The organism is Yimella sp. NH-Cas1 (assembly GCF_022359705.1).
Taxonomy (GTDB): domain Bacteria; phylum Actinomycetota; class Actinomycetes; order Actinomycetales; family Dermatophilaceae; genus Yimella; species Yimella lutea.
Window position 1 is genome coordinate 509,932 of the sequence record NZ_JAKSGG010000003.1, and the last position, 25,002, is coordinate 534,933.

Genomic DNA, 25,002 nt, shown 5'->3' on the forward strand with positions numbered 1-25,002 from the left:
GATGCGTTCTACTGTGGAGTAATGACCGACCTGCTGAACTCCACGCACGACTCGACGCACCCCTCCGGGCAGGATCCGGCGGGTCGGGAGCAGAGCCGTCCGCCGCACGTCATCGCACCTGGCCTGGCTGCCCGCCTCGCGCGTCGGGCGCTGACCTCCCCGGGAGCCGCGACGTTCGACTGCGTCACGCCGATGACAGGTGGGGTCTTGGGCACGATCCCGCAGAGTTCGGTGGACGACGTACACATCGCCTACCGCACCGCGCGGTCGGTGCAGCCGCGGTGGGCAGCGATGTCGGTGCAACAGCGGGCCAGGTTCCTGCTGGAACTGCACGACCTCGTCCTGGACAACCAGGCCGAGTTGCTCGACCTGATCCAGCTCGAGTCGGGAAAATCGCGCCGCCACGCGTTCGACGAGGTGCTGGACGTGGCGGGTGTGAGCCGGCACTACGCGCGCAAGGGCCCGTCGTACCTGGCCACCAAGCGTCGTCTCGGCGCACTGCCGATGCTCAGCCAAGCTCGCGAACTGCGCCACCCCAAGGGCGTCGTCGGTGTCGTCGCGCCCTGGAACTACCCGCTGTCGATGTCGATCACCGACGCCCTGCCGGCACTGCTGGCGGGCAACGCGGTCGTCCTGCGTCCGGACAACAAGAGTGCGCTCACCGCGCTGCGCGCGGTCGAACTCATCGACCGCGCCGGCCTGCCGGAGGGGCTCCTGCAGGTCGTCCTCGGTGACGGCCCGACCATCGGTAACGCAGTGCTGGAGCGCGCCGACTACGTCATGTTCACCGGCTCGACGGCGACCGGTCGCAAGGTCGCCGCGGCCGCCGGCGAACGGCTGGTGGGTGCGTCCCTTGAACTGGGTGGCAAGAACCCGATGTACATCGCGCAGGACGCGAACCTCGAACTCGCCGCCGAATGCGCAGTGCGCGCGATGTTCTCCTCGGCCGGTCAGCTGTGCATCTCGGTGGAGCGGCTCATCCTGCACGAGGAGATCGCCGACGACTTCCTCGCGGTGTTCGTGCCCATGGTGGCGGACATGAAGCTCGGGCCGCAGCTGGAGTGGGGCACCGACATGGGTTCGTTGATCTCCGCCGAACAGCTCGAGCGGGTCAGCGCGCACGTCGACGATGCGGTCGCGGCAGGAGCGAAGGTGCTCACCGGTGGCAAGGCGCGCCCAGATCTCGGTCCGTACTTCTACGAACCGACCGTGCTCGACGGCGTCACCGAGGAGATGGACGTCTGCCGCACGGAGACGTTCGGTCCGGTCGTCTCGGTGTACCGGGTCGCCGACGACGCCGCCGCAGTCGCGAAGGCCAACGATTCCGAGTACGGACTCAACGCGTCAGTGTGGACGCGGGACACGGCGCGCGGTCGCCGTATTGCGAATCAGATCCGTTGCGGCACAGTCAATGTCAACGAGGGCTATGTCGCGGCCTGGGGGAGCAACGGTGCGCCGATGGGTGGAATGAAGCACTCCGGTATCGGTCGCCGGCACGGCGCCGAGGGCATCCAGAAGTACACCGAGAGCCAGAACGTCACCGTGCAGCACGGTCCGGGATTCGTGATTCCGAAGGCCATGTCGGAGAAGACGTGGGCCCGGATGATGACCTCCGGCCTGAAGGTGATGAAGAAGGCGGGTCTGTCATGAGCGTCGAGGAGCACCTGCACGACTACGACGTCGTGGTGGTGGGATCGGGGTTCGGCGGGTCGGTCGCCGCGCTACGCCTGGCCGAGAAGGGTTACGCCGTCCACGTCTTCGAGGCCGGCCGCCGGTTCGAGGACGACGAGTTCGCCAAGACCTCGTGGGACGCGCGCCGTTACCTGTGGGCGCCTGCGCTGAAGTGCTTCGGTGTGCAGCGGATCCACAAACTGCCTGACGTGATGATCCTGGCCGGGGCCGGAGTGGGCGGTGGGTCGCTCAACTATGCGAACACGCTGTACAAGCCCACGGCTGCGTTCTTCAAGGACGCGCAGTGGGCGAACATCACCGATTGGGACGAGGAACTCTCCCCGCACTACGAGACGGCGAAACGGATGCTCGGCGTCGTCGAGGAGAACCCGTGCGACGGCCCGGTGGAGCAACTGATGCGGGACGTCGCGAGCGACCTCGGGGTCGCCGACTCCTTCCGCAGGACGCCGGTCGGGGTGTTCTTCGGTGAGTCGGGAAAGACCGTCGACGACCCCTATTTCGGCGGTGAGGGGCCTGCGCGCACCGGGTGCACCGAGTGCGGCAACTGCATGGTCGGCTGTCGCGTCGGCGCGAAGAACACCTTGATGAAGAACTACATCGCGCTGGCCGAACGGCGCGGCGTCGAGTTCGAGGCGTTGCGGACCGTCGTCGATCTGGAAGCGTTGCCCGAGGGTGGTTTTCGGGTCACCACCGAGCGGTCCGGCGCGTGGCTGTCCAAGGATCGTCGCAGCGTGACCGCGGGACAGGTCGTCCTGGCCGCCGGCACCTGGGGTACCCAGACACTGCTGCACGGGTTGAAGGCATCGGGACGTCTGCCGCAGCTGTCCGAGTGCCTCGGTCTGCTCACTCGCACCAACTCCGAAGCCCTCGGCGGCGCGGCGACCGCGAAGGTCCCCGCAGACATGGACCTGTCCAAGGGCGTCGCGATCACCACCTCGTTCCACGTCGACGACACCACCCACGTCGAGAACGTCCGTTACGGCGCGGGTTCGAACGCGATGGGTCTGCTCACCTCGTTGCTGGTGAACGGCGACAATGGACCGCTGGGAAAGGCCAAGGACTTTGCCGGGCAGTTCGCCAAGCAGCCGATGTCGGCGCTTCGCATCGCAGCCGGACCGAGGTGGTCGGAGCGCACCATCATCGCGCTGGTCATGCAGACGATCGACAATTCGATCACGGTCTCCGGACGGCGCCGCTTCGGCAAGGTTCGACTGACCAGCCGCCAGGGTCACGGCCAGCCCAACCCGAAGTGGATTCCGCAGGGGCACAAGGCGATTCGCGCCATGGCTGATCGACTGCAGGTGGTCGCCAAGGAGAAGGTGCTCCCCGGCGGCACGTGGGGCGAGATCTTCGGCATCCCGCTGACCGCCCACTTCCTGGGCGGGGTCGTGATCTCCGATTCACCGGAGCGCGGCGTCCTCGACCCCTACCACCGCGTCTGGGGACACCCTGATCTGCACGTCGTCGACGGCTCAGCCATCTCGGCCAACCTGGGTGTGAACCCGTCGCTGACAATCACCGCCCAGGCCGAACGGGCGATGGCCTGCTGGCCGGCGATGGGGGAGCGGGACGAGCGTCCGGCGCAGGGCGAGCCCTATCGTCGCCTCGACGTGCCTGCCGCTCGAGTCCCCGGCGTCGACCTCAGCCTGCCGACCACCCGTCCCGCCTGACTACAGGTGTAGCGGCTTAGGCTGGCCAGGTGCTGCGTCGACTGTTCACCCTGCGCTGGATCGCGTTGCTGATCCTGCTCGCAGTGGTCGTCGGCGGCATGGGTTTCGCCGGGCTGTGGCAGCTGAACGTGGCCAAGGATCGCGGCACCAACCAGGAGGTCGCCAAGGCCCCGACCAAGCCGGTGGTCCCGATCACCGAGCTGCTGAAACCGCACGAGACGTTTCCTGCGATCGAGTCGTCCCGCCGCGTCACCGCACAGGGCCGTTACGAACCCGACAAGCAGTTCCTGGTCGCAGACCGCCGCCTCGACGGGCAGTCCGGCTACTGGGTCGTGACGCCCATGATTCAGCGGACGACGGGCGCCCGACTGGTGATCCTGCGGGGATTCGTGACCTCCCCGTCCGCCGCCTCGAAGCCGACGCGCAACGATGTGACGGTGACCGGCGGTATGGCGCCGGGTGAATCTCCTTCTGTCGGAACGTATCCCGCGGGACAATCGGGTTCGATCGACCTTCCGGCCAAGCTCAACGAGTGGGGCGGAGACCTCTACAACGCCTTCCTGTTCGCGCTCGAGGAGAAGCCGAATGCGACGGACGACTCGATCACCCGCGTCCCGCCACCCCCGCCGAACCCGACGCACGGGTTCCGGTTCGTGAACCTGATGTACGCCTTCCAGTGGTGGGTCTTCGCGATCTTCGCCATCTACGTCTTCTGGCGGATGTTGCGCGACGACGTGTACGGACCACCCGAGCGTCGCCGCCGCCCGACGTCCACCGACAATGAACCGACCGCCGTCGAGGAGAGCAATGTCTGAGCAGTACCCGACCGAGGACACACAGCGAGTCCGCAGCGCCCTGACCTGCTTCCGCATCACCGCGCTGATCGCCGGAGTCGCGCTGATCGTGTTGGTGGTGGAGATGGTGCTCAAGTACGGGATGGACAACGACGCCCTGTCGTGGTGGTCGCCGGTGCACGGGCTGCTGTTCATGGGTTTCGTCGCCGCCACCTACAACCTCGGCAGCAAGCTGCGCTGGCCCATGGGGCGCATGGTCGGATACATCCTCACCGCGTTCGTGCCACTGCTGTCGTTCTGGCTCGAGAAGAAGGTCACTCGCGAGGTGCAGGGGCAGCTGGCCGGGGCAGGGCACCCCGCTCGATAGACTCAAGCGGTGACCGCTCCGCTTCAGGAACACCCCGTCCTCGTCGTCGACTTCGGCGCCCAATACGCCCAGCTCATCGCACGCCGTGTGCGCGAGGCCAATCTCTACAGCGAGGTCGTCCCGCACACGATGAGCGCGGCCGAGATGCTGGCCAAGCAGCCGGCCGCGATCGTGCTCTCCGGCGGCCCGTCATCGGTCTACGCCGAAGGTGCGCCCTCGCTCGAACCCGCCCTGTTGGACGGCGGCGTGCCGGTGCTCGGTATCTGTTACGGCTTCCAGGCGATGGTCAACGCGATGGGTGGCACGGTCGAACACACCGGACTGCGTGAGTACGGCGCCACCGAGGCGTCGATCACCGACACGTCCTCCACCTTGTTCAACGGTCAGCCCAGCGAGCAGTCGGTGTGGATGAGCCACGGCGACTCGGCGTCCAAGGCGCCGGACGGTGTCCGCGTCACCGCGACCACGCCGGGTGCCGAGGTCGCTGCATTCGAGGACGACGACCGCAAGCTCTACGGCGTGCAATGGCACCCGGAAGTCATGCACTCCACCTTCGGTCAGCGCGTGATGGAGAACTTCCTGTGGCGTGGCGCCGGTCTCGAAGCCGACTGGACCCCGGACGCGATGGTCGAGGAACTCGCCGCCGAGGTGAAGGAGAAAATCGGTGAAGACCGCGCGATCTGCGCTCTCTCCGGCGGCGTCGACTCGTCCGTAGCGGCAGCCCTCGTCCAGAAGGCCGTCGGCGATCAGTTGACCTGCGTGTTCGTCGACCACGGTCTGCTGCGTGTTGGCGAGGCCGAGCAGGTGGAGAAGGACTTCGTCGCCGCGACAGGGGTCGACCTGGTCGTGATCGATGCGAAGGACCGCTACCTCGAGGCGCTCGCCGGAGTCAGCGACCCGGAGGAGAAGCGCAAGATCATCGGACGCGAGTTCATCCGCGTGTTCGAGCAGGCCGCCCGCGACATCGTGGCGGACCGTGGCGACGAGGAACACCCGGTCAAGTGGCTGGTGCAGGGCACGCTCTACCCGGACGTCGTCGAATCCGGTGGGGGTACGGGCGCTGCGAACATCAAGTCGCACCACAACGTCGGCGGCTTGCCCGACGACATCCAGTTCAAGCTGGTCGAACCATTGCGCTCGCTGTTCAAGGACGAGGTGCGCAAGGTCGGCCTCGAACTCGGCGTGCCCGAGGACATCGTCTGGCGCCAGCCGTTCCCGGGCCCCGGCCTCGGTATCCGAATCGTCGGTGAGGTCACGGCCGAGCGACTGGACATCCTGCGCGCTGCCGACAAGATCGCCCGCGAGGAACTCACCGCCGCCGGGCTCGACCGCGACATCTGGCAGTGCCCGGTGGTGTTGCTCGCCGACGTCCGCTCGGTGGGTGTGCAGGGCGACGGACGTACCTACGGTCACCCGATCGTGCTGCGCCCGGTGTCGTCCGAGGACGCGATGACCGCCGACTGGACGCGCGTGCCCTACGACGTGCTCGCCAAGATCTCGAACCGCATCACCAACGAGGTGTCCGAGGTCAACCGCGTCGTCCTGGACGTCACGAGCAAGCCGCCGGGAACCATTGAATGGGAGTGAGCTGATCCATCGACCCTGGGGTGGGAAGCCGCCGGGGACCATCGAGTGGGAGTGACTCTCTGACAACGGCCCCGATAACGACCGGATCCGGTCGTTATCGGGGCCGATCGAGATCAGTCGGCCATGTCCTCCAGTTCCATGCCCTTGGTCTCGCGCACCCACTTCTTGACGAAGGTGAACGACAGCACCGCGAACACTGCGTAGATGCCGTACGTGATGCCGAGCGACAACGTCGCGCAGCGACGGGAAGCTGACGGTGACGACCCAGTTGGCGACCCACTGGGCGCCGGCGGCCAGGGCGAGCGCAGCGGCGCGCATCCGGTTGGGGAAGGTCTCGCCGAGAAGCACCCAGACGATGGGTCCCCAGGACATGCCGAACGCGACCACGAACACGTTGGCCGCGACGAGGGCGGTGATGCCCTGCGCGTCGCTCAACTGTGGGGTGGCCTCGCCATCGACGGTGACGATCTTCGCGGTCTGGAACACGAACGCCATCACCGACAGTGAGACGGCCATTCCGGCAGAACCGATGAGCAGCAATGGTTTACGCCCGACCTTGTCGACGGTGGCGATTGCGATGAGCGTGGTGACGATATTGACGACCGAGGTGATGACGGTGATCTTGAAAGAGTCCTGCTCGCTGAATCCGACGGCCTCCCAAAGCACGTTGGAGTAGTAGAAGATCACGTTGATGCCGACGAACTGCTGGAAGACCGACAACCCGATGCCGATCCAGACGATCGGCATGAGTCCGAGCGCGGGTCCCTTGAGGTCGGCCATCGACGGCTTGTCCTCGCGGTGCAGCGACCGCTGGATCCGGTCGATCTTCACCTCGAGGTTGCGCTGACCGAGCAAGGTGGAGAGCACCTTGCGAGCTTCGGGGATCTTGTGGGTGGCGATCAGGTAACGCGGCGACTCAGGGATGGTGGTCGACAACAGTCCGTAGATCACCGCGGGGACGGCCATCGCGAGGAACATCCAACGCCAGGCCTCCAGCCCGAGCCAGAGCTCGTCGTGTGACGATCCTGCAGCAGCGGCGAGCAGGTAGTCGACCAGCAGCGAGGTGAAGATGCCGGTGACGATCGCGAGTTGCTGCAGGGACCCGAGTCGCCCACGGATACCTGCGGGAGCGATCTCGGCGATGTAGGCAGGCGCAATCACCGAGGCTGCACCGACGCCGAGACCGCCGACGATGGGGGTTCTCGTCCGGCCAGGTGTGAGCGATCTGGCGGAGCAATTTGTCGGCATCGTGCGTTGAGCACGGTGATGTCCACGATCGACCGCACCCAGAACCTTCGCCGGACCTCGTCCCGCTCGACGCAGCCACCTGCTTCGGCAGTGTTCGTGCTGCTCGCAGCGATGCTCGGATCAGCGCTGACCGGTGCCGTCCTGGTGAAGGTGTTCCTGCACAATCTCGCCGGTGCCCGTCTGGACAACCGGTTGATGAGTTTCCTGGGGGGCCCACCCGAGGCGTTCGACCGGATCAACGCGTGGAGTGGCACCGTGTCACCGGTCACCGTCATCGCGATCCTGGCGGTGACGACCTTCGTCGCGATCCGACGTGATCGTCACGCAGTCGCTGCAGCTACCGTGCTGTCAGTTCTGGGTGCCACGGCGACTACGCAGGTGCTCAAGCACGGAGTGTTCGAACGCGTCGGCAGCCTGCCGAACTCATTGCCGAGCGGTCACACGACGGCGGCGATGTTGTGGGCCATCGGCGCCGTCCTTGTGTCATCGCGCGGTTGGCGCCCTGTCGTGACAGTCGTCGGCGCGATCGTGGCCAGCACGATCGGAGTCGGCACGATCGCCGGACGCTGGCACCGTCCGTCCGACATCGCCGCGGCGGCGGCAGTCTGCCTCGGTTGGGCCGCCCTCGCCGTCCTGGTCGCAACGCTCGTCCAACGCGGGGCCCGACCCGCACATTCGCGCCCGACGGGGGACTACCTGAAGATGCTCGGCGTGGCGGTCCTCGTGTCGTGCCTGGCCTTCTTCGCACTCGGTTTTGTGCTCGGCGGCCAGGGGATCGAACAGGTTGCAGCGCTGGCCGTCCTCCTCGGCATGGTGATCGTCTGCGCCGGCTCCGTCACGCTGGTCGCGTGGCTGGCTGACCGCGAACTCGCCTGAGCCTCAGTCGTCCTCGGCCGCATGCGCGGCCTTGGGTCCCATCCACCATGCGAGCCAACCCAGTGCGCCGAGCGGGATCTCGGCCACGTTGGTGAAGATCGCGTACAGCAGCGCGCCGGCCGCGGCGGAGGTGTGGTCGGCGCCCCAACTACCCAGCACCAGGATGATGCCGGCCTCGGCCACGCCCAGACCCCCCGGGGTGATGCCGACGGCGCGCAGCAGGCTACCGATGGCGTACGCGGCAAACAGGTCGGTCACCGGCAGGCCCACACCGACCGCCCGCATGATCTGCCAGAAGAGCACGAACCAGATCAGCAGTTGTCCGACCACCCCGAGCGTCATCGGGAACCAACCACGCCGGGTGAGGGCGGACATCCGCGACTGTTGGTCGACGAGCAGGTGCTCGAGGCGCGGTTGGCGACCTTTGCGCACCCGAGCGATGAGCGGGCTGACTCGGCGGTCCAGCCAGGAGCCGAGCTTTCGGGTACGGACCGGGCTGGTGAGCGCGACGATGAAGCCGACCAGGAGCAGCAGGCCGGCGACCCCGCCCCACCAGGCGCCGTTGCTCACCGCCGGTGGGAGGTCGTGCTTGTTGCGGGAAACCAGCACGATCCCGAGGAGCGGCAAGGCGATCCGCGCCAGGACGTTCCACACACCGCTGACGATGAGACCGGTGGAGATGGCCCGTCGTTTGAATCCCCACGACCGCAGGATCACCCAACTGGCGGCGAGCGCCGTCGCACCGCCGCCGGGCATCGTGTTGGCGACGGCAGAGCCGGTGACGTTGACGATCGCGGCCCGCGTATGACTGATTCCCGGCCAGGACGCGGTGAGCGTGAAGGTGTAGATCCACAGGCCGGCCAGCATGAGCGCGGCGAATCCGAGTGAGGGGAGCAGACCGACCGTCTGCAGCCGAACTCCGATCTCCGTCCAGGTGGTCTTGGCCAGCCAGGGCAGCCCCCAGATGATGAGGGCGGCTGCCAGCCCCATGCCGAGCAGCGCGTTGACCGCGCTCTTCCAGGTGAACTTGGGCATCTCGGGCTGGACATCGATGGTGTCCTGCGCGAGTTCCATGTCGGGTTCGGTCATGCGAGCCCCGCGAAGACGTCCCGGGCGACCGGGCCCTCGTGGGCCGGGTCGACGAACCATTCGCGACCGAACACCAGGTCGTAGACGGGGCGCGGAATGCGAAGGAACGCCGCGAGCGTGCGGTCGCCGTCGTCCGCGGTTGCCTGGGATGCGTGCGCTGCCATCGCGGCGCGCTTGGCGGCGATGTGCCGGTGCACGTCGATTCGATGGGTGATGTTCCTGCGGGCGGTGAACGCCCGCTCGTAGACCTCGATGTCGAACGCGTCCGGGAAGGTGTAGACCTTCGACACAGCTTTGAGAGCGCCGACCAGAAGGTCGCGCGGAACGGTCGCCTCCAGCACCCGTTTCGTGCCCGCCATCTCGGCGGCGAGCGCACCGACCTCGTGCACCCGAACGTGGTCGCGGTGGCCGTAGCCGCCGCCCGGGTCGTAGCTGGTCAGGACGTCGGCGTCCTCCTCGTCGAGCACCTCGGCCAGCCGTCCGGCGGCCTCGTCCGCGGACGCGGTGACGAACCCGTTGTCAGGAGCTTGGCCTTCCATCCCCGAATCGGCGTAACCGAGGTGGACGACACGGGCCACCCCGAGTGCGTCCGCGCTGCGCCGGAGTTCGGCGAGCCGGCGCGCGCCGAGCCCGCCGTCGTCCCGATATTCACCTGCCGCCAAACCGAGCCCCCCGTCGGTCGCTGTCACGAGCACCACCCGGTGCCCTGCGGCGGCGGCCTTGGCCATCGTGCCGCTTGTGAGCAGGGCTTCATCGTCAGGGTGTGCGTGGAACGTCACCAGTGTGTGCGACATCGCGGACATTCTCGCGCATGACATGCTTACGCCCGTGAAGGTGGCCCTGTTGTCGGACTGCTACCTGCCCAGGCTGGGCGGTATCGAGGTCCAAGTACACGATCTGGCCCGTCACCTCACCCGCGCCGGGCACGAGGTTGTCGCCTTCACCGCCACCCGCGAGCCGGGCCAGCGACGCAACGAACTCGAGATCATCGACGGTATCCCTGTGCACCGCTTGGCGATTCCGATGCCGCACGGCCTGCCGATCAACCCGCTCGCCCCGCCGACGTTGCGTCGTCTGCTGCGTGCGGGACAGTTCGATGTGGCCCACGTCCATATGGGGGTCGTTGCGCCGTTCTCGATGGACTGCGCCCGGGTCGCGCTCGACCTGGATCTACCGACCGCCGTCACCTGGCACTCGCTGCACGCCCGGATGGAGGCGCCGATCCGCCTGGCGGGTTATGTCGCGCGGTGGGCCAAATCGGGTGCCGCGCTGTCTGCGGTCTCCGGTGTCGCGGCGGCGCCGGTGATGTCGCTGGCCGGTCTGCAGCACAAGGTCGCGATCCTGCCCAACGGCATCGACACCCAGCAGTGGGCACCGTTGCCGCGTGCGCCCAAGAGTCCGGACGAGCCGGTACGCATCGTGTCGGCGATGCGTCTGATGGGTCGCAAGCGCCCCCTCGAACTGCTCGACATCGTGCACGAGACACGCCGTCAGGTGCCGGACGTCGACGTTCGGCTCGAGGTACTGGGGGAGGGACCGCTGCGCGGAAAGGTCGAGAGCAAAGTGAGGCGCCTGCGTGCGCAGAACTGGTTCAGCGCGCCCGGACGAATGACGCGGATGCAGGTGCAGGAGCGGTATCGCCTCTCCGACATCTACATCGCGCCGGCGGAGCTGGAGGCCTTCGGTATCGCGGCGCTCGAGGCACGGACCACCGGGCTCCCGATCGTGGCGCCGCGCAAGAGCGGGGTGTCGGAGTTCGTGGAGCATCGCGTCAATGGCCTGCTCGCGGGCGACGACGCCGGTATGTCGGACGCGCTCGTCCGGCTCCTCACCGACGTCTCGATGCGGCAGAAGATGATCGCGCACAACACGTCGGTGCTACCGAAGGAGTCGTGGCCGAGCGTCGTGCAGATGGTCGAGGCGGAGTACGAGCGCGCGATCGAGCAGATGAACGAGCGCTAGAACAGACGCTCTTCCTTCACCTCACGGGGTTCTTCCAGATCAAGCAGGAAACGCTTGCGATCCAGGCCCCAGTGGCCGGGGTAGTAGATGCTGACGATCGAGTCATCGTCCGCGACGATCGTCAGCTACCCGATGACGGACTCCATTACACAGTGCTTCATGACGTGTGGACCCTGGAGCAGCCTCGGATGTGAGTCGGTCTGAATCGTCGGAACCGCTTTCGTTTGGACCCGTTGCGTTGTCTACTGGGGTATGTCCTTCGTCCGTCCGGTGGTCGCCGACTCATGGCGCCGTTCGCTCGACGCCGGCGTTCGCGCGAGCGAGGAGCAGGCACCGCTGGTGCTCAGTGGCGGCTCGCTCGAGGACTATCGCCGCGCGCATCCGCTGTGGCGCGCGATGCCGGTGCTGCACGACGTGCTCGAACAGGCGATCGTCGACTGCGATGCGCTGTTGGCCGTGGCCGACGAGAACGGTCAGTTGCTGTTCGTTCGTGGGAGCAACAACGCGCTCGACAAGGCGCAGCGGATCGGTTTCGCAGAGGGTGCCTCCTGGGACGAGCGGGTGGTCGGCACGAACGCGCCCGGCACCGCGATCGCGCTCGGTGAGCCGGTCGTCGTCCGCCAGCAGGAACATTTCCTGGAGTCGGTGCACCGGTGGTCGTGCGTTGCAGTGCCGATCCGCGACCCGCGCAGCGGCGGGGTCATCGGTGCCGTCGACGTCACCGGCGCAGACCACATCGTCGTCCCGCAGACGATGGCGATGCTGCGTGCCGCGGCCCGATTGGCCGAGATGGAGTTGCACCGCATCGGTTCGCCGGCCACCACCGGGGTGCGTCTCAGCGGACTCGGGGTCGACTCGGCCGTGGTGTCGGTCGGCGAGCGCACGGTCGCTTTGAGCCCACGCCACAGCGAGATCGTCACCCTGCTGGCCGGCCGCCCCGACGGCATGTCGGGCGATGAGATCGCCTGCGGCCTCTACGAGTTCGAGTCGGGTCGATCGACCGTGCGGGCCGAACTGCAACGGCTGCGGACGATGCTCGGCGACGACCTGTTCGCCTCCCGGCCCTATCGACTGCTCATGCCGGTGCACAGCGACTGGTCGGTCGTGCTCGACCTGTTGGAGCAGGGCGACGTCGCCGGAGCGGTGCAGCGATACCGCGGCCCGTTGCTGCCGCGCTCGGACGCACCGGGCGTCGTCGAACTGCGCGAGCGGGTGCATGCGGCGCTCGCAGCCGCGGTGCGGTCGAGCGGACGCAGCGACCTGCTGATGTCGTGGACGCGGCACCCTTGGGGAGCTGACGACCACGAGGCGTGGGCCGCCCTCGCCGGCTTGCTACCGATCGGGTCACCGATGCGCTCGGTGGCGCAGGCGCACCTCCAACGTCTGGCCTGACCGACCGCTACCGCCGGCGGGATGCCCGCGTTCCGCTGATCGGACCGCCCGACGAAGGCGGCGCAGATGTTGCAACGTCGATGCAACGTCGACGTGATTAGCGTCACACTCATCGCACCAACAACGACGATGGGAGACAGCGATGCCCGTGTTCGAGCGCCCCGGCACGTCCGGCTCGAAGATCAAGGTCGAAGACCGTTACGGTCACTACATCGGCGGCGAATTCGTGCCGCCGATCAAGGGTGAGTACTTCGACAACTACGCCCCGCAGACCGGACAGGTGTTCACCCAGGTGGGTCGAGGCACCGCCGAGGACATCGAAGCTGCGCTCGACGCGGCCCACAACGCGGCCGACTCGTGGGGACGCACGTCCGCCACCGACCGCTCCAACATTCTGCTGAAGATCGCCGACGTCATGGAGACGAACCTCGAGGACATCGCGGTCATCGAGTCCTGGGACAACGGCAAGGCCGTGCGCGAGACGCTCGCCGCCGATATCCCGCTCGCGATCGACCACTTCCGCTACTTCGCCGGAGCGCTGCGCGGCCAGGAGGGCAGCATCAGCGAGATCGACGAGAACACGATCGCCTACCACTTCCACGAGCCGCTGGGCGTCGTCGGCCAGATCATCCCGTGGAACTTCCCGATCCTGATGGCGGTGTGGAAGCTTGCCCCGGCGCTCGCCGCCGGCAACGCGGTCGTGTTGAAGCCGGCCGAGCAGACCCCGTGGTCGATCCTCAAGCTCGCCGAACTCATCGGTCCCCTGCTTCCCCCGGGCGTGCTCAACATCGTCAACGGGTTCGGCACCGAGGCCGGCAAGCCGCTGGCCTCCAGCCCGCGCATCGCCAAGATCGCCTTCACCGGCGAGACCACGACCGGCCGGTTGATCATGCAGTACGCCAGCCAGAACATCATCCCGGTGACCCTGGAGCTCGGTGGCAAGTCGCCGAACATCTTCTTCGACACCGTCGCCTCGCAGAACGACGCGTTCTACGACAAGGCGCAGGAGGGCTTCGCGATGTTCGCCCTGAACCAGGGCGAGATCTGCACCTGTCCCTCGCGCGCGCTCGTCCAGAGTTCGATCTACAGCGACTTCATGAAGGACGCTGTTGCTCGCGTCGAGAAGATCAAGATGGGCAACCCGCTCGACACCGAGACCACGATGGGTGCGCAGGCGTCCAACGACCAGCTCGAGAAGATCAAGAGCTACCTCGACATCGGCAAGCAGGAGGGCGCGAAGGTGCTCACCGGCGGCGACGTCGCCTCGCTCGGGGGCGATCTCGACGGCGGCTACTACGTGCAGCCGACCGTGTTCGAGGGCGACAACTCGATGCGGATCTTCCAGGAGGAGATCTTCGGGCCGGTCGTCTCGGTCACCAGCTTCGACGACGAGGCCGACGCGCTCAAGACCGCCAACGACACCCTGTACGGCTTGGGTGCCGGCGTGTGGTCGCGCGACGGCGCGCAGGCTTACCGGATGGGCCGCGGCATCAAGGCCGGACGCGTCTGGACCAACTGTTACCACGCCTACCCGGCGCACGCCGCGTTCGGTGGCTACAAGCAGTCCGGCATCGGCCGCGAGAACCACAAGATGATGCTCGATCACTACCAGCAGACGAAGAACCTGCTCGTGTCCTACTCCCCGGACGCGCTCGGATTCTTCTGACAGACAGCCGAAAGTCCGCAGGACGAGCGAGTCGACCCGCGCGTCCTGCGGACTTTCGCATCCAGCCGCAGGCAAGCACGAACGGAAGTGCACACATGACTGACGAACCGATGGTGGCGAGCACCGCACTCGAACGGGTGGCGTTCACGGATGCTGCGGCAGACCTCGTCCGCACCCTGGTCGAACGCAACGGGCCGGTGATGTTCCACCAGTCCGGCGGATGCTGCGACGGCAGCGCGCCCATGTGTTACCCGGACGGCGACTTCATCATCGGCGACGTCGACGTGCTGCTGCAGGAGGTCGAGATCGACGGCGTCGACAAACCGGTGCCGTTCTACATGAGCGAGTCGCAGTACGAGTACTGGAAGCACACCCACCTCACCGTCGATGTGGTGCCCGGACGCGGGAGCGGGTTCTCGTTGGAGGCGCCCGAGGGTGTCCGCTTCCTCATCCGGTCGCGGATGTTCAGCGAGGACGAGTTGGAGCAGTTGCGATTGCTGTAGGCCCGCTCGAAAGTCCGCAGTTCCGCAGGGCTGACCCGCGAGTCCTGCGGACTTTCGCTCAGTGCCAGCCGTCCGGGTGTGCGCCGCCGGGCAGGTCGGCGTCCGGGTCGTACGGCGTCCGGGTGAACCGGAAGCTGCCGAGATCGAGGTACTGCGCGCCATCCTCGACGTGCATCTGCAGTCGCTCGCCGGCGTAGTAGTCCTCCAGCCCGACCCAAACGCCCTCCCTCATCGCGAACCGGGAACCGCGGCCGACTCGTACCGGACGAAGTTCGAGGACGCCGCCGTGCAACGTTGCAACATGCTCCCGCGGCCCCCAGAACCAGGTTCCCGTGATGTCGAGTGACTCGATGGATCCCGTTGCGGTCCACGGCTCATCGTCGCGTGGACTCAGCTCGTCGAACCGCTTGAGCAGGTCGTAACCCAGGTCGAGATCGAAGTTGCCGGTCGTGTTTGCCTGCACGGCGAAGCCGTCCCCGGTCACTGGGTCGATGCGGAGCGCCGCAAGGTAGCCGGGCATCGAACCGCCGTGGCCGATGAACCGGCGTCCGTCGATGTTGAAGACGTCCAGGCCGAGCCCGTAGGCGCGCGACCAGCGTCCGCCCGGTGTGTCGTCGACGACGCCGGGGACGTGCATGTCGAGGCGGAGGTCGTCGGGCAGAACGCGTTCGTCACCACGTGCGAGGAACCGCGCCCAGGCCGCGAGATCGCCGACGGTCGACCACAACTGGCCGGCAGGGGCCATCGCTCGGGAATCGTGTGTGGGTTCGTCGTGCAGCAGATCGGCGTGCGGGTGGACCGCCCATCCGGGTGCGGCGTTGTCCGGTCGTTCGTAGGTCGTGCGGGTCAGCTCGAGCGGGTCGAGGATTCCGTTTCGGACGGCATCGAACCAGCACGAATTTCGTTGCCGGGCAACGAGTTCACCGGCGACCGCGTACCCGACGTTGGAGTAGTGGAACCGTGCTCCGGGACGGTGCGCCCGGCGCACGCTGGGCAGCAGCTGCTTCCAGGTGAGCCCGTCGCTGCGTTCCCACCACGGCCCCTGCGTCTCGGCATGGAGTCCGCTGGAATGGTTGAGCAGCGACCCGACGGTGACCCCCCGCACGGACTCGTCCAGCTCCGGAAGGTGGTCGGTGATCGGGTCGTCGAGGGCGACTGCGCCGTCTCGCACCAATTGCAGGACGGCGACGGCGACGAAGGTCTTGGTGATCGATCCGATCCGGTACGGCGTCTGCGGGGTCGCGGTAGGGGAGCCGGGGCGTCCGGTCGGATGCCCGGCGGCATCCGACCAGACGACCTCACCGTCACGGATCAGCGCAATCGACACCGACGGTGCACGGTGCCGGCGTTGGCGGGTGATCAGTTCATGGCGCAGCGAAGACTCGATTTCCACCGGATCATCCAATCAGGGGCGCACGCTTCTTCGGCGATTCCCTTGTCGGCGAGGTGGCCTGGGGCTGTGATCGTCTGGCTCGACCGAGCGAACCACCCGCACTGGATCGAGGTCCCGGACGTTGCCGGCTCGGTCGATCACAACACCTCCTACTCCTCCGACCTGCAACGCAGGTCGGTGACCGAGTGGTTGACCAAGCAGGTCGGCCCGGACTCATCGTTCAGCCTCGAACGCAGGACGCCGGCGAGCACGGTGGGCCTGGCGTTCGGACTCGCCGCCTTGGCGTTCATCGTCTTCGGGCCGAGACCGGTGCGCGGCACCCGCTGGTACTGGTTCTGGATCGCGGGCGTCCCACTCGGACTGGGGTTCGCTGCCTACGCGGTGCGGGAACTGATGCATCCCGAGGTCGTTCGACCCCGCCGTTCGGGCTTCGACGGGTTCGTCACCACGATCATCTGCGGCTTCGTGCTCGCGGGCCTGACCATGACGGCCGCTTGGCTCGTGCCGCGCCTGTGAACGAAAGTCCGCGCGCTCAGCGAGTCGGCCCGCGAGTCATGCGGACTTTCGGCTAGAGCGAGATCCAGTAGCGGCGCTTGTCCTTGCGCACGTCCTCCAGCACACCGCCGCATCGCTCGATCGTGCGTCGTGAAGCCTCGTTGTCCTCGTCGCAGGTCACCAGCACCCGGGCCAGTCCGTGCTCGCGCGCCGTGCCGAGCGAGGCAGCGAGTGCCGCAGTCGCGACCCCACGCCGACGCGCTGACGGGCGCACGCCATAGCCGATGTGCCCACCCTCCTCGAGTAGGAAGTCGTTGAGGCAGAGGCGGAGGCTGAGCGAGCCCAGCACCTGATCCGGGTCGGTGTCATCGACGATCCAGTACAGCGCGGCGGGGACGAAACCCTCCGGTGGGTCGGTGAGGTTACGACGTTGCTGTGCCAACCACCGTCCGAAGCCGTCGGGGTCAGCCAGCTCCTCCGCGGTGAACCCGAAGATCGAGTAGCCGTGCACATGATCGCCGCCGAACTCGGCGATCGACTCCAACCATGAGTCGCGGAGAGCTTCGGACGGTTCGACCAGGCGGATCATGGTGGCGAGGCTATCCGGCGCTTTCGCCGAGGGTTCGGGGTGTCGTGACGGCGGCACATGCTGGGCACACTTTTGCGATGATCGGCGCAGACTTCGGGGTCGTCGGTGGCGCGACGTACCCTGGACGGTGAGATGAGCAGCCTGTTCGACGACCTTCCCCTGCCCGGCCTGACCCCCGATTCGGCGTCACCGCACCGCGCGCCCGGTTCCTCCGGCGCGGCGACGGACGTCGACGAGCACGGCGTCCCCACCTGGGCGAGCCTGGGCCACGACGCGCCCGAACAACCCCGGGAGCGGCCGAACCGTCCGACCATGCGTGACCCCGAGTCGCTGATCGAAGGACTTAACCCCCAGCAGAAGGAAGCCGTGCTGCACCACGGCTCGCCGCTGCTGATCGTCGCCGGTGCCGGCTCCGGCAAGACACGCGTGCTCACCCACCGCATCGCGCACCTGATGGGTGCGCGTGGCGTCCAGCCCGGTCAGATTCTCGCCATCACCTTCACCAACAAGGCCGCCGCCGAGATGCGCGAACGCGTCGAGGCGCTGGTCGGCCCCGCCGCCAAGATGATGTGGGTGTCAACCTTCCACTCCGCGTGCGTGCGCATCCTGCGCCGCGAGGCGACCAAGGTCGGTCTGAAGTCGACCTTCTCCATCTACGACGCGGCCGACAGCCAGCGACTGATGGCGATGGTCATGCGCGACATGGATCTCGACCCCAAGCGTTTCCCGCCGCGCTCCTTCAGCCACCAGGTGAGCAACCTCAAGAACGAGTTGATCGACGAGGAGACCTACGCCGGACAGGTGGGGGAGGGCACGCATCAGGAGCGGATGCTCGCGGAGGCGTACACGATGTACCAGCGCCGCCTGCGGCAGGCGAACGCGCTCGACTTCGACGACCTCATCATGACCACCGTCCATGTGCTGCAGGCCTTTCCGGACGTCGCCGAGTACTACCACCGCCGTTTCCGGCACGTGCTGGTCGATGAGTACCAGGACACCAACCACGCGCAGTACCAACTGGTGAAGGAGTTGGTCGGGCACGGTACGGACGATCCGGCCGTCGGTCAGGTGCCGCCCGCCGAACTCTGTGTCGTCGGTGACGCCGACCAGTCGATCTACGCCTTCCGCGGCGCGACGATCCGCAACATCGTGGAGTTCGAGCAGGACTACCCGGACGCACGCACCATCTTGCTGGAGCAGAACTACCGCTCGACGCAGACCATCCTGCAGGCGGCCAACGCGGTCATTGAGAAGAACGAAGGACGCCGCCCGAAGAACCTCTGGACCGACTCCGGTGACGGGTCGATGATCACCGGCTACGTCGCCGACTCCGAACACGACGAGGCGGCCTTCGTGGCCCGCACCATCGACACGCTCGGTGACGACCATGGGGTGCGTCCGGGCGACGTCGCCGTGTTCTACCGCACTAACGCTCAGTCACGCGCGTTGGAAGAAGTGTTCGTTCGCGTCGGGCTGCCGTACAAGGTCGTCGGCGGCACCCGCTTCTACGAACGCAAGGAGGTCAAGGACGCGCTCGCCTATCTGCGCGTCGTCTCCAATCCGCTCGACACGGTTAACCTGCGCCGCATCCTCAACACTCCCAAGCGCGGCATCGGTGACCGTGCCGAAGCCTGCGTCTCCGCGCTCGCCGAGCGTGAACGGATCACTTTCATCGCCGCGCTCGGCCGAGCGGCGGACGCCCCCGGCATCGCCACCCGATCGGTGGCCGCGATCGAGAACTTCACCTCGATCCTCGAACAGTTCCGGATGGCCCGCGAGACCGAGGGCAACGGCATCGGCGACCTGCTCGAGGTGATCCTCGACAAGTCCGGCTATCTCGCCGAACTCCGTGCCAGCCATGACCCGCAGGACGAGACTCGTATCGAGAACCTCGCCGAACTGGTCGCAGTCGCAAGGGAATTCGACGAGTCTTATCCCGAAGGGTCGCTGGAGGACTTCCTCGAGCAGGTCTCGCTGGTGGCCGACGCCGACGAGATCCCGAAGGGTGACGAGAACGACAAAGGCGTCGTCACGTTGATGACTCTGCACACCGCGAAGGGCCTGGAGTTCCCGGTCGTGTTCCTCACCGGGATGGAGGACGGCACGTTCCCGCATATGCGGGCTCTGGGTGATCCGAAGGAACTCGAGGAAGAACGCCGGCTCGCCTATGTCGGCATCACCCGAGCAAGACAGCGATTGCACATTTCGCGGGCGGAGGTGCGGTCTGCCTGGGGTGCACCGCAGTACAACCCGCCCTCGCGGTTCCTCGACGAGATCCCGCGTCACCTCATCGACTGGGTGCGGGTCGCGACCACCGGAATGCGTCCGTCATCCACGCCTGCTGTCGCCCGTCTCGCCGCGCGTCCGGGGTGTGAAAAGCCCTGGTAATCATCCGATTCCGTCACTCGACGCAGGTGACCGTGTCAGTAGCGACTCCTTCGGGTTGGGCACCGTCGTCCGGCTCGAAGGCAGCGGGGATCGTACGATCGCACACATCGACTTCGGCGGTGACTACGGCGTGAAGCGTCTTGCGCTGCGGTACGGCAAGGTCGAGAAGATCTGAGAACAACGAACAAACCCCACCGCCGAACGGCGATGGGGTTTGTTCGTCGAGAGATCAGAGCAGGCCGCGCGCGGACAGCCAGCCGTACGGGTTGATCGCCACACCGCCGATGTGGATCTCGAGGTGCAGGTGCGGGCCGGTGGAGTTGCCGGTGTTGCCGGACCAGCCGATCATCTGGCCGGCAGCGACCTGCTGGCCCGGGCTGACCGCGAAGCCGGACATGTGCGCGTAGACCGCGCTCACACCGTTGCCGAAATCGATGTTGACGCGCATGCCCTGGCCGCCGTACCAACCGACAGCGGTCACGGTGCCGGACGACATCGAGCGCAGCGGGGTGCCCACCGGGACCGACAGGTCGATACCGCCGTGGTTCGTGGAACCGATGCCGCCGGGGGAGTTGCGGTAGCCGAAGCCGGAGGTGAAGACACCTGCGCAGCCGGCGATCGGGCAGACGTAACCACCGCTGTTGGTGTTGACAGCTGCCGGTGCACCGGTGGCCCGCTGCGGCGCGCGAGCTGTCGAGCTCACCGGGCCGTTGCCGGCGGAGGCGCCGTACTGCTGGGTGGGCGCCGGCAGGCCGGTGGCCGCCTGACGCGTCGGCTGCTGCTCGAGGCGCGGCGCCGCAAGGGCCTTCGGCGGTTCGACGTGGTCGCGTGCGGTGGTGGCCGTGCTCATGGCCGCGACCGCGGCCTTCTGCTTCGCGGTGGCCTTGAGCGTCTTCGCCCGTGTCTGGGCGGCAGTCTTGGCCTTGGCGCGGGCCGTGACGGCCGCCCTCACCTTGGCGTCGACCGCGGCAGAAGCGCGGGTCGCGCTGCGCGACACCGACTGGTTCTGCGCTGCGACGGTCCACGAGTTCACCGCTTCGACGGTGCCGACCGTCGTCGGCCCCGTGGCGTAGGTGGCCCCGTTCGCCGTGCTGACCGCCCCCGCAGCCACAGCACCGGCAACAACGGCCGTCGTCGGGAGGATGACCTTCCCTCGCTTGATGAACGAGGGACCGGACTGGCGATGCCGCCCTTTGTAACGAGTCAAAACAGGGACCAACTTCTTCTCTTCGGGGGCCGAGCGGGGAACACCGTACCGTGATCATCCCGTGACATTCCAATCCCCAAGAAAATCTGTGAACAACACCACAATGCGATTGAACCCGCCCGCAGGTCTACGCTTGAGAGCATGAACGATTCGGCGCCGTCCGCAGCAGTTTCTCCCGAGTCCACGGCTGATCAGGCTGTTTCCCCGTTGCGTGTCGTCGTGGCCAAGCCCGGGCTCGACGGACATGACCGCGGTGCAAAGGTTGTGGCCCGTGCCCTGCGTGACGCCGGCATGGAGGTCATCTACACCGGCCTGCACCAGACGCCCGCGCAGATCGTCGAGGCGGCGATCCAGGAGGACGCCGACGCCATCGGGATGTCGGTGCTCTCGGGAGCGCACATGACGTTGTTCGCCGAGGTGATGAAGCTGCTCGCGGCCAAGGATGCCGAAGACATCGTGGTGTTCGGTGGCGGCATCATCCCCGAGGAGGACATCCCGGCCCTGGAAGGTCTCGGAGTCGCCACAGTTTTCACTCCCGGCGCAACCACCACGGACATCGTGGAATGGACTCGGACCCACGTGGGCGGCGTCACAGCCGAGGGCTAGAGTGCGAGGCGGAAATCCCTTTGAACCCCGAGAAGAGGATGGATTCCGCGTGGATCTTTTCGAGTACCAAGCGCGAGACATGTTCGAGGCGCACGGCGTCCCGGTCCTGGCCGCCAAGACCGCCACGACTGCGGCTGAGGCCAAGGCAGCTGCCGAGGAGATCGGAGCCAAGTCCGGCGGTGTGACCGTCGTCAAGGCCCAGGTCAAGACCGGTGGACGCGGCAAGGCCGGCGGCGTGAAGGTCGCCAAGACCGCCGACGAGGCGGAGCAGTACGCCGAGCAGATCCTCGGCATGGACATCAAGGGCCACACCGTCGGCACCGTGATGATCGCCCAGGGCGCGAAGATCGCCGAGGAGTACTACTTCTCGATCCTGCTCGACCGTGCGAACCGCAGCTACCTGGCCATGTGCTCCAAGGAGGGCGGCATGGACATCGAGCAGCTCGCTGTGGAGCGCCCGGAAGCTCTGGCCAAGGTGAACGTCGACCCCAACGTCGGCATCGACGAGGCCAAGGCGAAGGAAATCGTCGACGAGGCCGGCTTCGACGCCGAGACCGGCGCGAAGATCGTCCCCGTCCTGCAGAAGCTGTGGGAGGTCTACTCGGGCGAGGATGCAACGCTCGTCGAGGTCAACCCGCTGGTGAAGACCGAGGACGGCGAGATCGTCGCTCTCGACGGCAAGGTCTCACTCGATGCGAACGCCGACTTCCGCCACCCCGAGCACGAGGCGCTGGAGGACAAGGACGCGGCCGACCCGCTGGAGGCCAAGGCCAAGGCGATGAACCTCAACTACGTCAAGCTCGACGGCAACGTCGGCATCATCGGCAACGGCGCCGGCCTGGTCATGTCGACCCTGGACGTCGTTGCCTACGCCGGTGAGGAGCACACCGGCGGTAAGTCGAAGCCGGCCAACTTCCTCGACATCGGTGGCGGAGCCTCCGCCGAGGTCATGGCCAACGGCCTCGACGTCATCCTGAACGACGAGCAGGTCAAGTCCGTCTTCGTCAACGTCTTCGGCGGAATCACCGCCTGTGACGCAGTTGCCAACGGCATCGTCGGCGCACTGAAGACCCTCGGCGACGAAGCCAGCAAGCCGCTGGTCGTCCGCCTCGACGGCAACAACGTCGTGGAGGGCCGCAAGATCCTCGCCGACTTCAACCACCCGCTGGTCACCATCGAAGAGACCATGGACGGCGCTGCCCGCAAGGCCGCCGAACTGGCCGCGAACTGAACAGGACTGAAGACTCGTGTCGATTTTTCTCAACGCTGACTCCAAGGTCATCGTCCAGGGCATGACCGGCTCGGAGGGCATGAAGCACACCACGCGCATGCTCGCCTCGGGCACGAACATCGTCGGTGGCGTGAACCCGAAGAAGGCCGGCCAGACCGTCGATTTCGACGGTGGCAAGCAGGTCAAGGTCTTCGGTTCCGTGAAGGAAGCCATGGACGAGACCGGCGCGAACGTGTCGGTCGTCTTCGTGCCGCCGGCGTTCGCCAAAGCTGCCGTCATCGAAGCCGTGGACGCCGAGATGCCGCTGATCGTGGTCATCACCGAGGGCATCGCGGTGAAGGACTCCGCGGAGTTCTTCAACTACTGCAAGGACAAGGGCACCAGCCGCATCATCGGTCCCAACTGCCCCGGCATCATCAGCCCCGGACAGTCGAACGCCGGCATCATCCCGGCCGACATTGCCGGTCCGGGCAAGATCGGTCTGGTGTCGAAGTCCGGCACCCTGACCTACCAGATGATGTACGAGCTGAAGGACTTCGGCTTCTCCACCGCGATCGGTATCGGTGGTGACCCGATCATCGGCACCACCCACATCGACGCGCTCGAAGCTTTCGAGGCCGACCCCGAGACCGTCGCGATCGTCATGATCGGCGAGATCGGTGGCGATGCCGAGGAGCGCGCCGCGGCGTACATCAAGGACAACGTCTCCAAGCCGGTCGTCGGTTACGTCGCGGGCTTCACCGCCCCCGAGGGCAAGACCATGGGCCACGCCGGTGCGATCGTGTCCGGTTCGTCCGGCACCGCCCAGGCGAAGCAGGAGGCCCTCGAGGCCGCCGGCGTCAAGGTCGGCAAGACGCCGTCCGCGACTGCCGACCTCATGCGCGAGATCATGAAGAACCTCGGCTGACCGAGTTCTTGTCGGGCCCGGAGACACTGTCTCCGGGCCTGATTCTTTGGGTACGGCGCGCCTGAACGGCCTGCGCGGGCTCCCGCGTCACCATGGTTCGCGATGAGCCTGCTCGACCGTGTCACTCCTGCTGCCCGCACCGAATCGGATGGACGATCCGTCGGACGCGGCGCGCCGCCGTACGCGCTCGCGTTCGGTTACGGCGTGCTCGCTCCGGTGGCTTTCGCCCTGCTGTTGTTCGCGCCGGTGCTGGCGTCCTGGACGTTCGACCCGCGCACCTCGACGCAGTGGGCCGACGCTCTGGCGATCACCGCCTCCGGGGTCGGGCTGACGCTGCGCGGCTCGATCTCAGTACCGCACAACGAGATCGAGGGCCTGCACTTCGCGCCGATGTTGCTGACCGCCCTGCTTCTGCTGCTCACCCGGTTCGCCTACCGACCCGTCCAGAGCGCTCTGGACGACGCGGACGCGGCCGGCGAGGAGCAACAGCGCACCCCGCTGGCGTTTCTTGCCGGCTTCGTGATCTCCTGTCTGGGCGTCACCGCCGTGTCGCTGTCCGGATCGGCTCCGGTGAAGTGGTGGAGCGTCCTGCCCGGAGCGATTCTGATCGCGCTTGCCGCAGTGATGTGGTCGATCCGGCGCGACGGCACGGGGGTGGAATTACCGTGGGCAGCGAAGCTCGCCGAGCGGCTGCACCTCAACGTCCGACGCTCGCTGCGTCCGGCGATCGAAGGAGTCGGCGTCCTGTTGACCGCGGGCGCCATGGTGACGTTCGTGCTGGTGATGACGCGGCTCGACCGGGTCGGCAAGGTCGCGGCGCTGCTCGATGTGCACGGCAGCGGGATCGCGTTGCTGTGGTTCGCGCAAGTGCTGGCGCTGCCCAACCTGATCCTGTTCGCGACCGGTTGGCTGACCGGCGCGCCGGTCGTGCTCGGTATGGGTGAGTTGAGCACCTCGTCGGCGACGGCCACCGTGCTGCCGAGCATCCCGGTACTCGGCGCGTTGCCCGAACCCGGTGCCTTGCCGGGAGTCTTCCGGCTTGCCCTGCTGATCCCGGTACTGGCCGGCGCCTTCATCGGTTGGCGCGCCACGTGGTCCATGCCCGTGCTGACCCACCTGGGTCGCAAGCTGCAGGTGGCATCGTCTGCGGCGGGCCTCGGCGCGTTGGTGGTGTCGATCCTGTTGTGGTGGAGCCGCGCCGGGATGAACCCGGGCCAACTCGACCTCATCGGGCCGGCCATGACCTCGGCGCTCTGGGTTGCGGGGGAGTTGCTGGTCGGTGCTGTGATCGCAGCCGCAGCGGTGCACTACCGGCGCCGCCTGCGCTGAGGTGAAGGCCG

General features: G+C 67.0%; 20 protein-coding genes and 2 pseudogenes. 16 read left to right on the plus strand and 6 right to left on the minus strand.

All coding sequences use genetic code 11. From position 1 onward, the window contains the following. Nucleotides 1–21: 21 nt before the first annotated feature. Genes MF407_RS02855 through guaA form a run of 5 tightly spaced genes read left to right on the plus strand, consistent with a single transcriptional unit; the run spans nt 22 to nt 6,110 of the window. Complete coding sequence (locus tag MF407_RS02855; RefSeq protein ID WP_239701205.1) at nt 22–1,650, plus strand: succinic semialdehyde dehydrogenase; 1,629 nt, start codon at nt 22–24, stop codon at nt 1,648–1,650. Further along, nucleotides 1,647–3,362 carry a GMC family oxidoreductase gene (locus MF407_RS02860; protein WP_239701206.1) on the plus strand — a complete coding sequence of 572 codons (1,716 nt, stop codon included), beginning with the start codon at nt 1,647–1,649 and terminating at the stop codon, nt 3,360–3,362. Before MF407_RS02855 ends, MF407_RS02860 begins: the two co-directional genes overlap by 4 nt. A 29-nt stretch (nt 3,363–3,391) precedes the next feature. Next, the gene (locus MF407_RS02865) at nt 3,392–4,177 is read left to right on the plus strand and encodes an SURF1 family protein (RefSeq protein ID WP_239701207.1); all 786 of its coding nucleotides are present in this window, start codon (nt 3,392–3,394) and stop codon (nt 4,175–4,177) included. Beyond that, the gene (locus tag MF407_RS02870) at nt 4,170–4,523 is read left to right on the plus strand and encodes a DUF3817 domain-containing protein (RefSeq protein ID WP_239701208.1); all 354 of its coding nucleotides are present in this window, start codon (nt 4,170–4,172) and stop codon (nt 4,521–4,523) included. The genes MF407_RS02865 and MF407_RS02870 overlap by 8 nt, the downstream gene beginning before the upstream one ends. 9 nt (nt 4,524–4,532) lie before the next feature. Continuing rightward, the gene (gene guaA, locus MF407_RS02875; RefSeq protein ID WP_239701209.1) at nt 4,533–6,110 is read left to right on the plus strand and encodes a glutamine-hydrolyzing GMP synthase; all 1,578 of its coding nucleotides are present in this window, start codon (nt 4,533–4,535) and stop codon (nt 6,108–6,110) included. Between the two features lie 291 nt (nt 6,111–6,401). Here the strand turns inward: guaA and MF407_RS02880 are convergent. Next, nucleotides 6,402–7,358: pseudogene (locus MF407_RS02880) on the minus strand (sugar porter family MFS transporter); the annotation flags it as partial. Nucleotides 7,359–7,376: 18 nt separating this feature from the next. Here MF407_RS02880 and MF407_RS02885 point away from each other — a divergent pair. Beyond that, nucleotides 7,377–8,234 (plus strand): phosphatase PAP2 family protein, encoded by an 858-nt coding sequence (locus MF407_RS02885; RefSeq protein ID WP_141929156.1) that lies wholly within the window; start codon nt 7,377–7,379, stop codon nt 8,232–8,234. Nucleotides 8,235–8,237: 3 nt separating this feature from the next. Here MF407_RS02885 and MF407_RS02890 read toward each other — a convergent pair whose 3' ends face one another. Continuing rightward, complete coding sequence (locus MF407_RS02890) at nt 8,238–9,323, minus strand: lysylphosphatidylglycerol synthase transmembrane domain-containing protein (RefSeq protein WP_239701210.1); 1,086 nt, start codon at nt 9,321–9,323, stop codon at nt 8,238–8,240. After that, the gene (locus tag MF407_RS02895; RefSeq protein ID WP_239701211.1) at nt 9,320–10,126 is read right to left on the minus strand and encodes a PIG-L family deacetylase; all 807 of its coding nucleotides are present in this window, start codon (nt 10,124–10,126) and stop codon (nt 9,320–9,322) included. The genes MF407_RS02890 and MF407_RS02895 overlap by 4 nt, the downstream gene beginning before the upstream one ends. Nucleotides 10,127–10,151: 25 nt before the next feature. Between MF407_RS02895 and MF407_RS02900 the strand changes: the two genes are divergently transcribed. The 4 genes from MF407_RS02900 to MF407_RS02915 all read left to right on the plus strand — a co-directional run bounded on the left by MF407_RS02900 (nt 10,152) and on the right by MF407_RS02915 (nt 14,846). Next, nucleotides 10,152–11,285 (plus strand): glycosyltransferase family 4 protein, encoded by a 1,134-nt coding sequence (locus tag MF407_RS02900; RefSeq protein WP_239701212.1) that lies wholly within the window; start codon nt 10,152–10,154, stop codon nt 11,283–11,285. A 252-nt stretch (nt 11,286–11,537) separates the two neighbouring features. Then, on the plus strand, nt 11,538–12,677 hold the full coding sequence (locus MF407_RS02905; protein ID WP_239701214.1) for a GAF domain-containing protein: 1,140 nt from the start codon (nt 11,538–11,540) through the stop codon (nt 12,675–12,677). Nucleotides 12,678–12,819: 142 nt separating this feature from the next. Continuing rightward, the gene (locus MF407_RS02910; RefSeq protein WP_239701216.1) at nt 12,820–14,343 is read left to right on the plus strand and encodes an aldehyde dehydrogenase family protein; all 1,524 of its coding nucleotides are present in this window, start codon (nt 12,820–12,822) and stop codon (nt 14,341–14,343) included. Nucleotides 14,344–14,438: 95 nt separating this feature from the next. Then, nucleotides 14,439–14,846 carry a DUF779 domain-containing protein gene (locus MF407_RS02915; RefSeq protein WP_168990248.1) on the plus strand — a complete coding sequence of 136 codons (408 nt, stop codon included), beginning with the start codon at nt 14,439–14,441 and terminating at the stop codon, nt 14,844–14,846. Between the two features lie 58 nt (nt 14,847–14,904). Here MF407_RS02915 and MF407_RS02920 read toward each other — a convergent pair whose 3' ends face one another. Then, on the minus strand, nt 14,905–16,239 hold the full coding sequence (locus tag MF407_RS02920) for a serine hydrolase domain-containing protein (protein WP_239701219.1): 1,335 nt from the start codon (nt 16,237–16,239) through the stop codon (nt 14,905–14,907). A gap of 66 nt (nt 16,240–16,305) precedes the next feature. On the opposite strand from MF407_RS02920, the gene MF407_RS02925 reads away from it, so the two are divergent. Continuing rightward, nucleotides 16,306–16,755: a hypothetical protein gene (locus MF407_RS02925; RefSeq protein ID WP_141929136.1), complete on the plus strand. Its 450-nt coding sequence runs from the start codon at nt 16,306–16,308 to the stop codon at nt 16,753–16,755. Between the two features lie 52 nt (nt 16,756–16,807). On the opposite strand, the gene MF407_RS02930 is transcribed toward MF407_RS02925, so the two are convergent. Then, nucleotides 16,808–17,323 (minus strand): GNAT family N-acetyltransferase, encoded by a 516-nt coding sequence (locus MF407_RS02930; RefSeq protein ID WP_239701220.1) that lies wholly within the window; start codon nt 17,321–17,323, stop codon nt 16,808–16,810. Nucleotides 17,324–17,455: 132 nt separating this feature from the next. Between MF407_RS02930 and pcrA the strand changes: the two are divergent. After that, nucleotides 17,456–19,886 (plus strand): annotated as a pseudogene (pcrA, locus tag MF407_RS02935) (DNA helicase PcrA). Between the two features lie 54 nt (nt 19,887–19,940). On the opposite strand, the gene MF407_RS02940 reads toward pcrA, so the two are convergent. Beyond that, on the minus strand, nt 19,941–20,918 hold the full coding sequence (locus MF407_RS02940) for a M23 family metallopeptidase (RefSeq protein ID WP_239701223.1): 978 nt from the start codon (nt 20,916–20,918) through the stop codon (nt 19,941–19,943). 141 nt (nt 20,919–21,059) lie between these two features. On the opposite strand from MF407_RS02940, the gene MF407_RS02945 reads away from it, so the two are divergent. The 4 genes from MF407_RS02945 (at nt 21,060) to MF407_RS02960 (ending at nt 24,991) form a co-directional block, all read left to right on the plus strand. Continuing rightward, nucleotides 21,060–21,524, plus strand: a complete 465-nt coding sequence (locus MF407_RS02945) for a cobalamin B12-binding domain-containing protein (RefSeq protein ID WP_129625934.1) — start codon at nt 21,060–21,062, stop codon at nt 21,522–21,524. Between the two features lie 49 nt (nt 21,525–21,573). Further along, nucleotides 21,574–22,755 carry an ADP-forming succinate--CoA ligase subunit beta gene (gene sucC / locus MF407_RS02950; protein ID WP_239701226.1) on the plus strand — a complete coding sequence of 394 codons (1,182 nt, stop codon included), beginning with the start codon at nt 21,574–21,576 and terminating at the stop codon, nt 22,753–22,755. Between the two features lie 16 nt (nt 22,756–22,771). Beyond that, complete coding sequence (sucD, locus tag MF407_RS02955; protein WP_239701228.1) at nt 22,772–23,662, plus strand: succinate--CoA ligase subunit alpha; 891 nt, start codon at nt 22,772–22,774, stop codon at nt 23,660–23,662. Between the two features lie 102 nt (nt 23,663–23,764). Continuing rightward, entirely contained in the window at nt 23,765–24,991 is a 1,227-nt protein-coding gene (locus MF407_RS02960) for a DUF6350 family protein (RefSeq protein WP_239701230.1), read from the plus strand. Nucleotides 24,992–25,002: the final 11 nt, after the last annotated feature.

Bases quoted from the DNA above. Each gene is read 5' to 3' on its own strand.
- MF407_RS02855 (WP_239701205.1), top strand. From the start codon at position 22: ATGACCGACCTGCTGAACTCCACGCACGACTCGACGCACCCCTCCGGG.
- MF407_RS02860 (WP_239701206.1), top strand. From the start codon at position 1,647: ATGAGCGTCGAGGAGCACCTGCACGACTACGACGTCGTGGTGGTGGGA.
- MF407_RS02870 (WP_239701208.1), top strand. From the start codon at position 4,170: ATGTCTGAGCAGTACCCGACCGAGGACACACAGCGAGTCCGCAGCGCC.
- MF407_RS02885 (WP_141929156.1), top strand. From the start codon at position 7,377: ATGTCCACGATCGACCGCACCCAGAACCTTCGCCGGACCTCGTCCCGC.
- MF407_RS02890 (WP_239701210.1), bottom strand. From the start codon at position 9,323: ATGACCGAACCCGACATGGAACTCGCGCAGGACACCATCGATGTCCAG.
- MF407_RS02895 (WP_239701211.1), bottom strand. From the start codon at position 10,126: ATGTCCGCGATGTCGCACACACTGGTGACGTTCCACGCACACCCTGAC.
- MF407_RS02905 (WP_239701214.1), top strand. From the start codon at position 11,538: ATGTCCTTCGTCCGTCCGGTGGTCGCCGACTCATGGCGCCGTTCGCTC.
- MF407_RS02910 (WP_239701216.1), top strand. From the start codon at position 12,820: ATGCCCGTGTTCGAGCGCCCCGGCACGTCCGGCTCGAAGATCAAGGTC.
- MF407_RS02915 (WP_168990248.1), top strand. From the start codon at position 14,439: ATGACTGACGAACCGATGGTGGCGAGCACCGCACTCGAACGGGTGGCG.
- MF407_RS02930 (WP_239701220.1), bottom strand. From the start codon at position 17,323: ATGATCCGCCTGGTCGAACCGTCCGAAGCTCTCCGCGACTCATGGTTG.
- MF407_RS02945 (WP_129625934.1), top strand. From the start codon at position 21,060: ATGAACGATTCGGCGCCGTCCGCAGCAGTTTCTCCCGAGTCCACGGCT.
- MF407_RS02960 (WP_239701230.1), top strand. From the start codon at position 23,765: ATGAGCCTGCTCGACCGTGTCACTCCTGCTGCCCGCACCGAATCGGAT.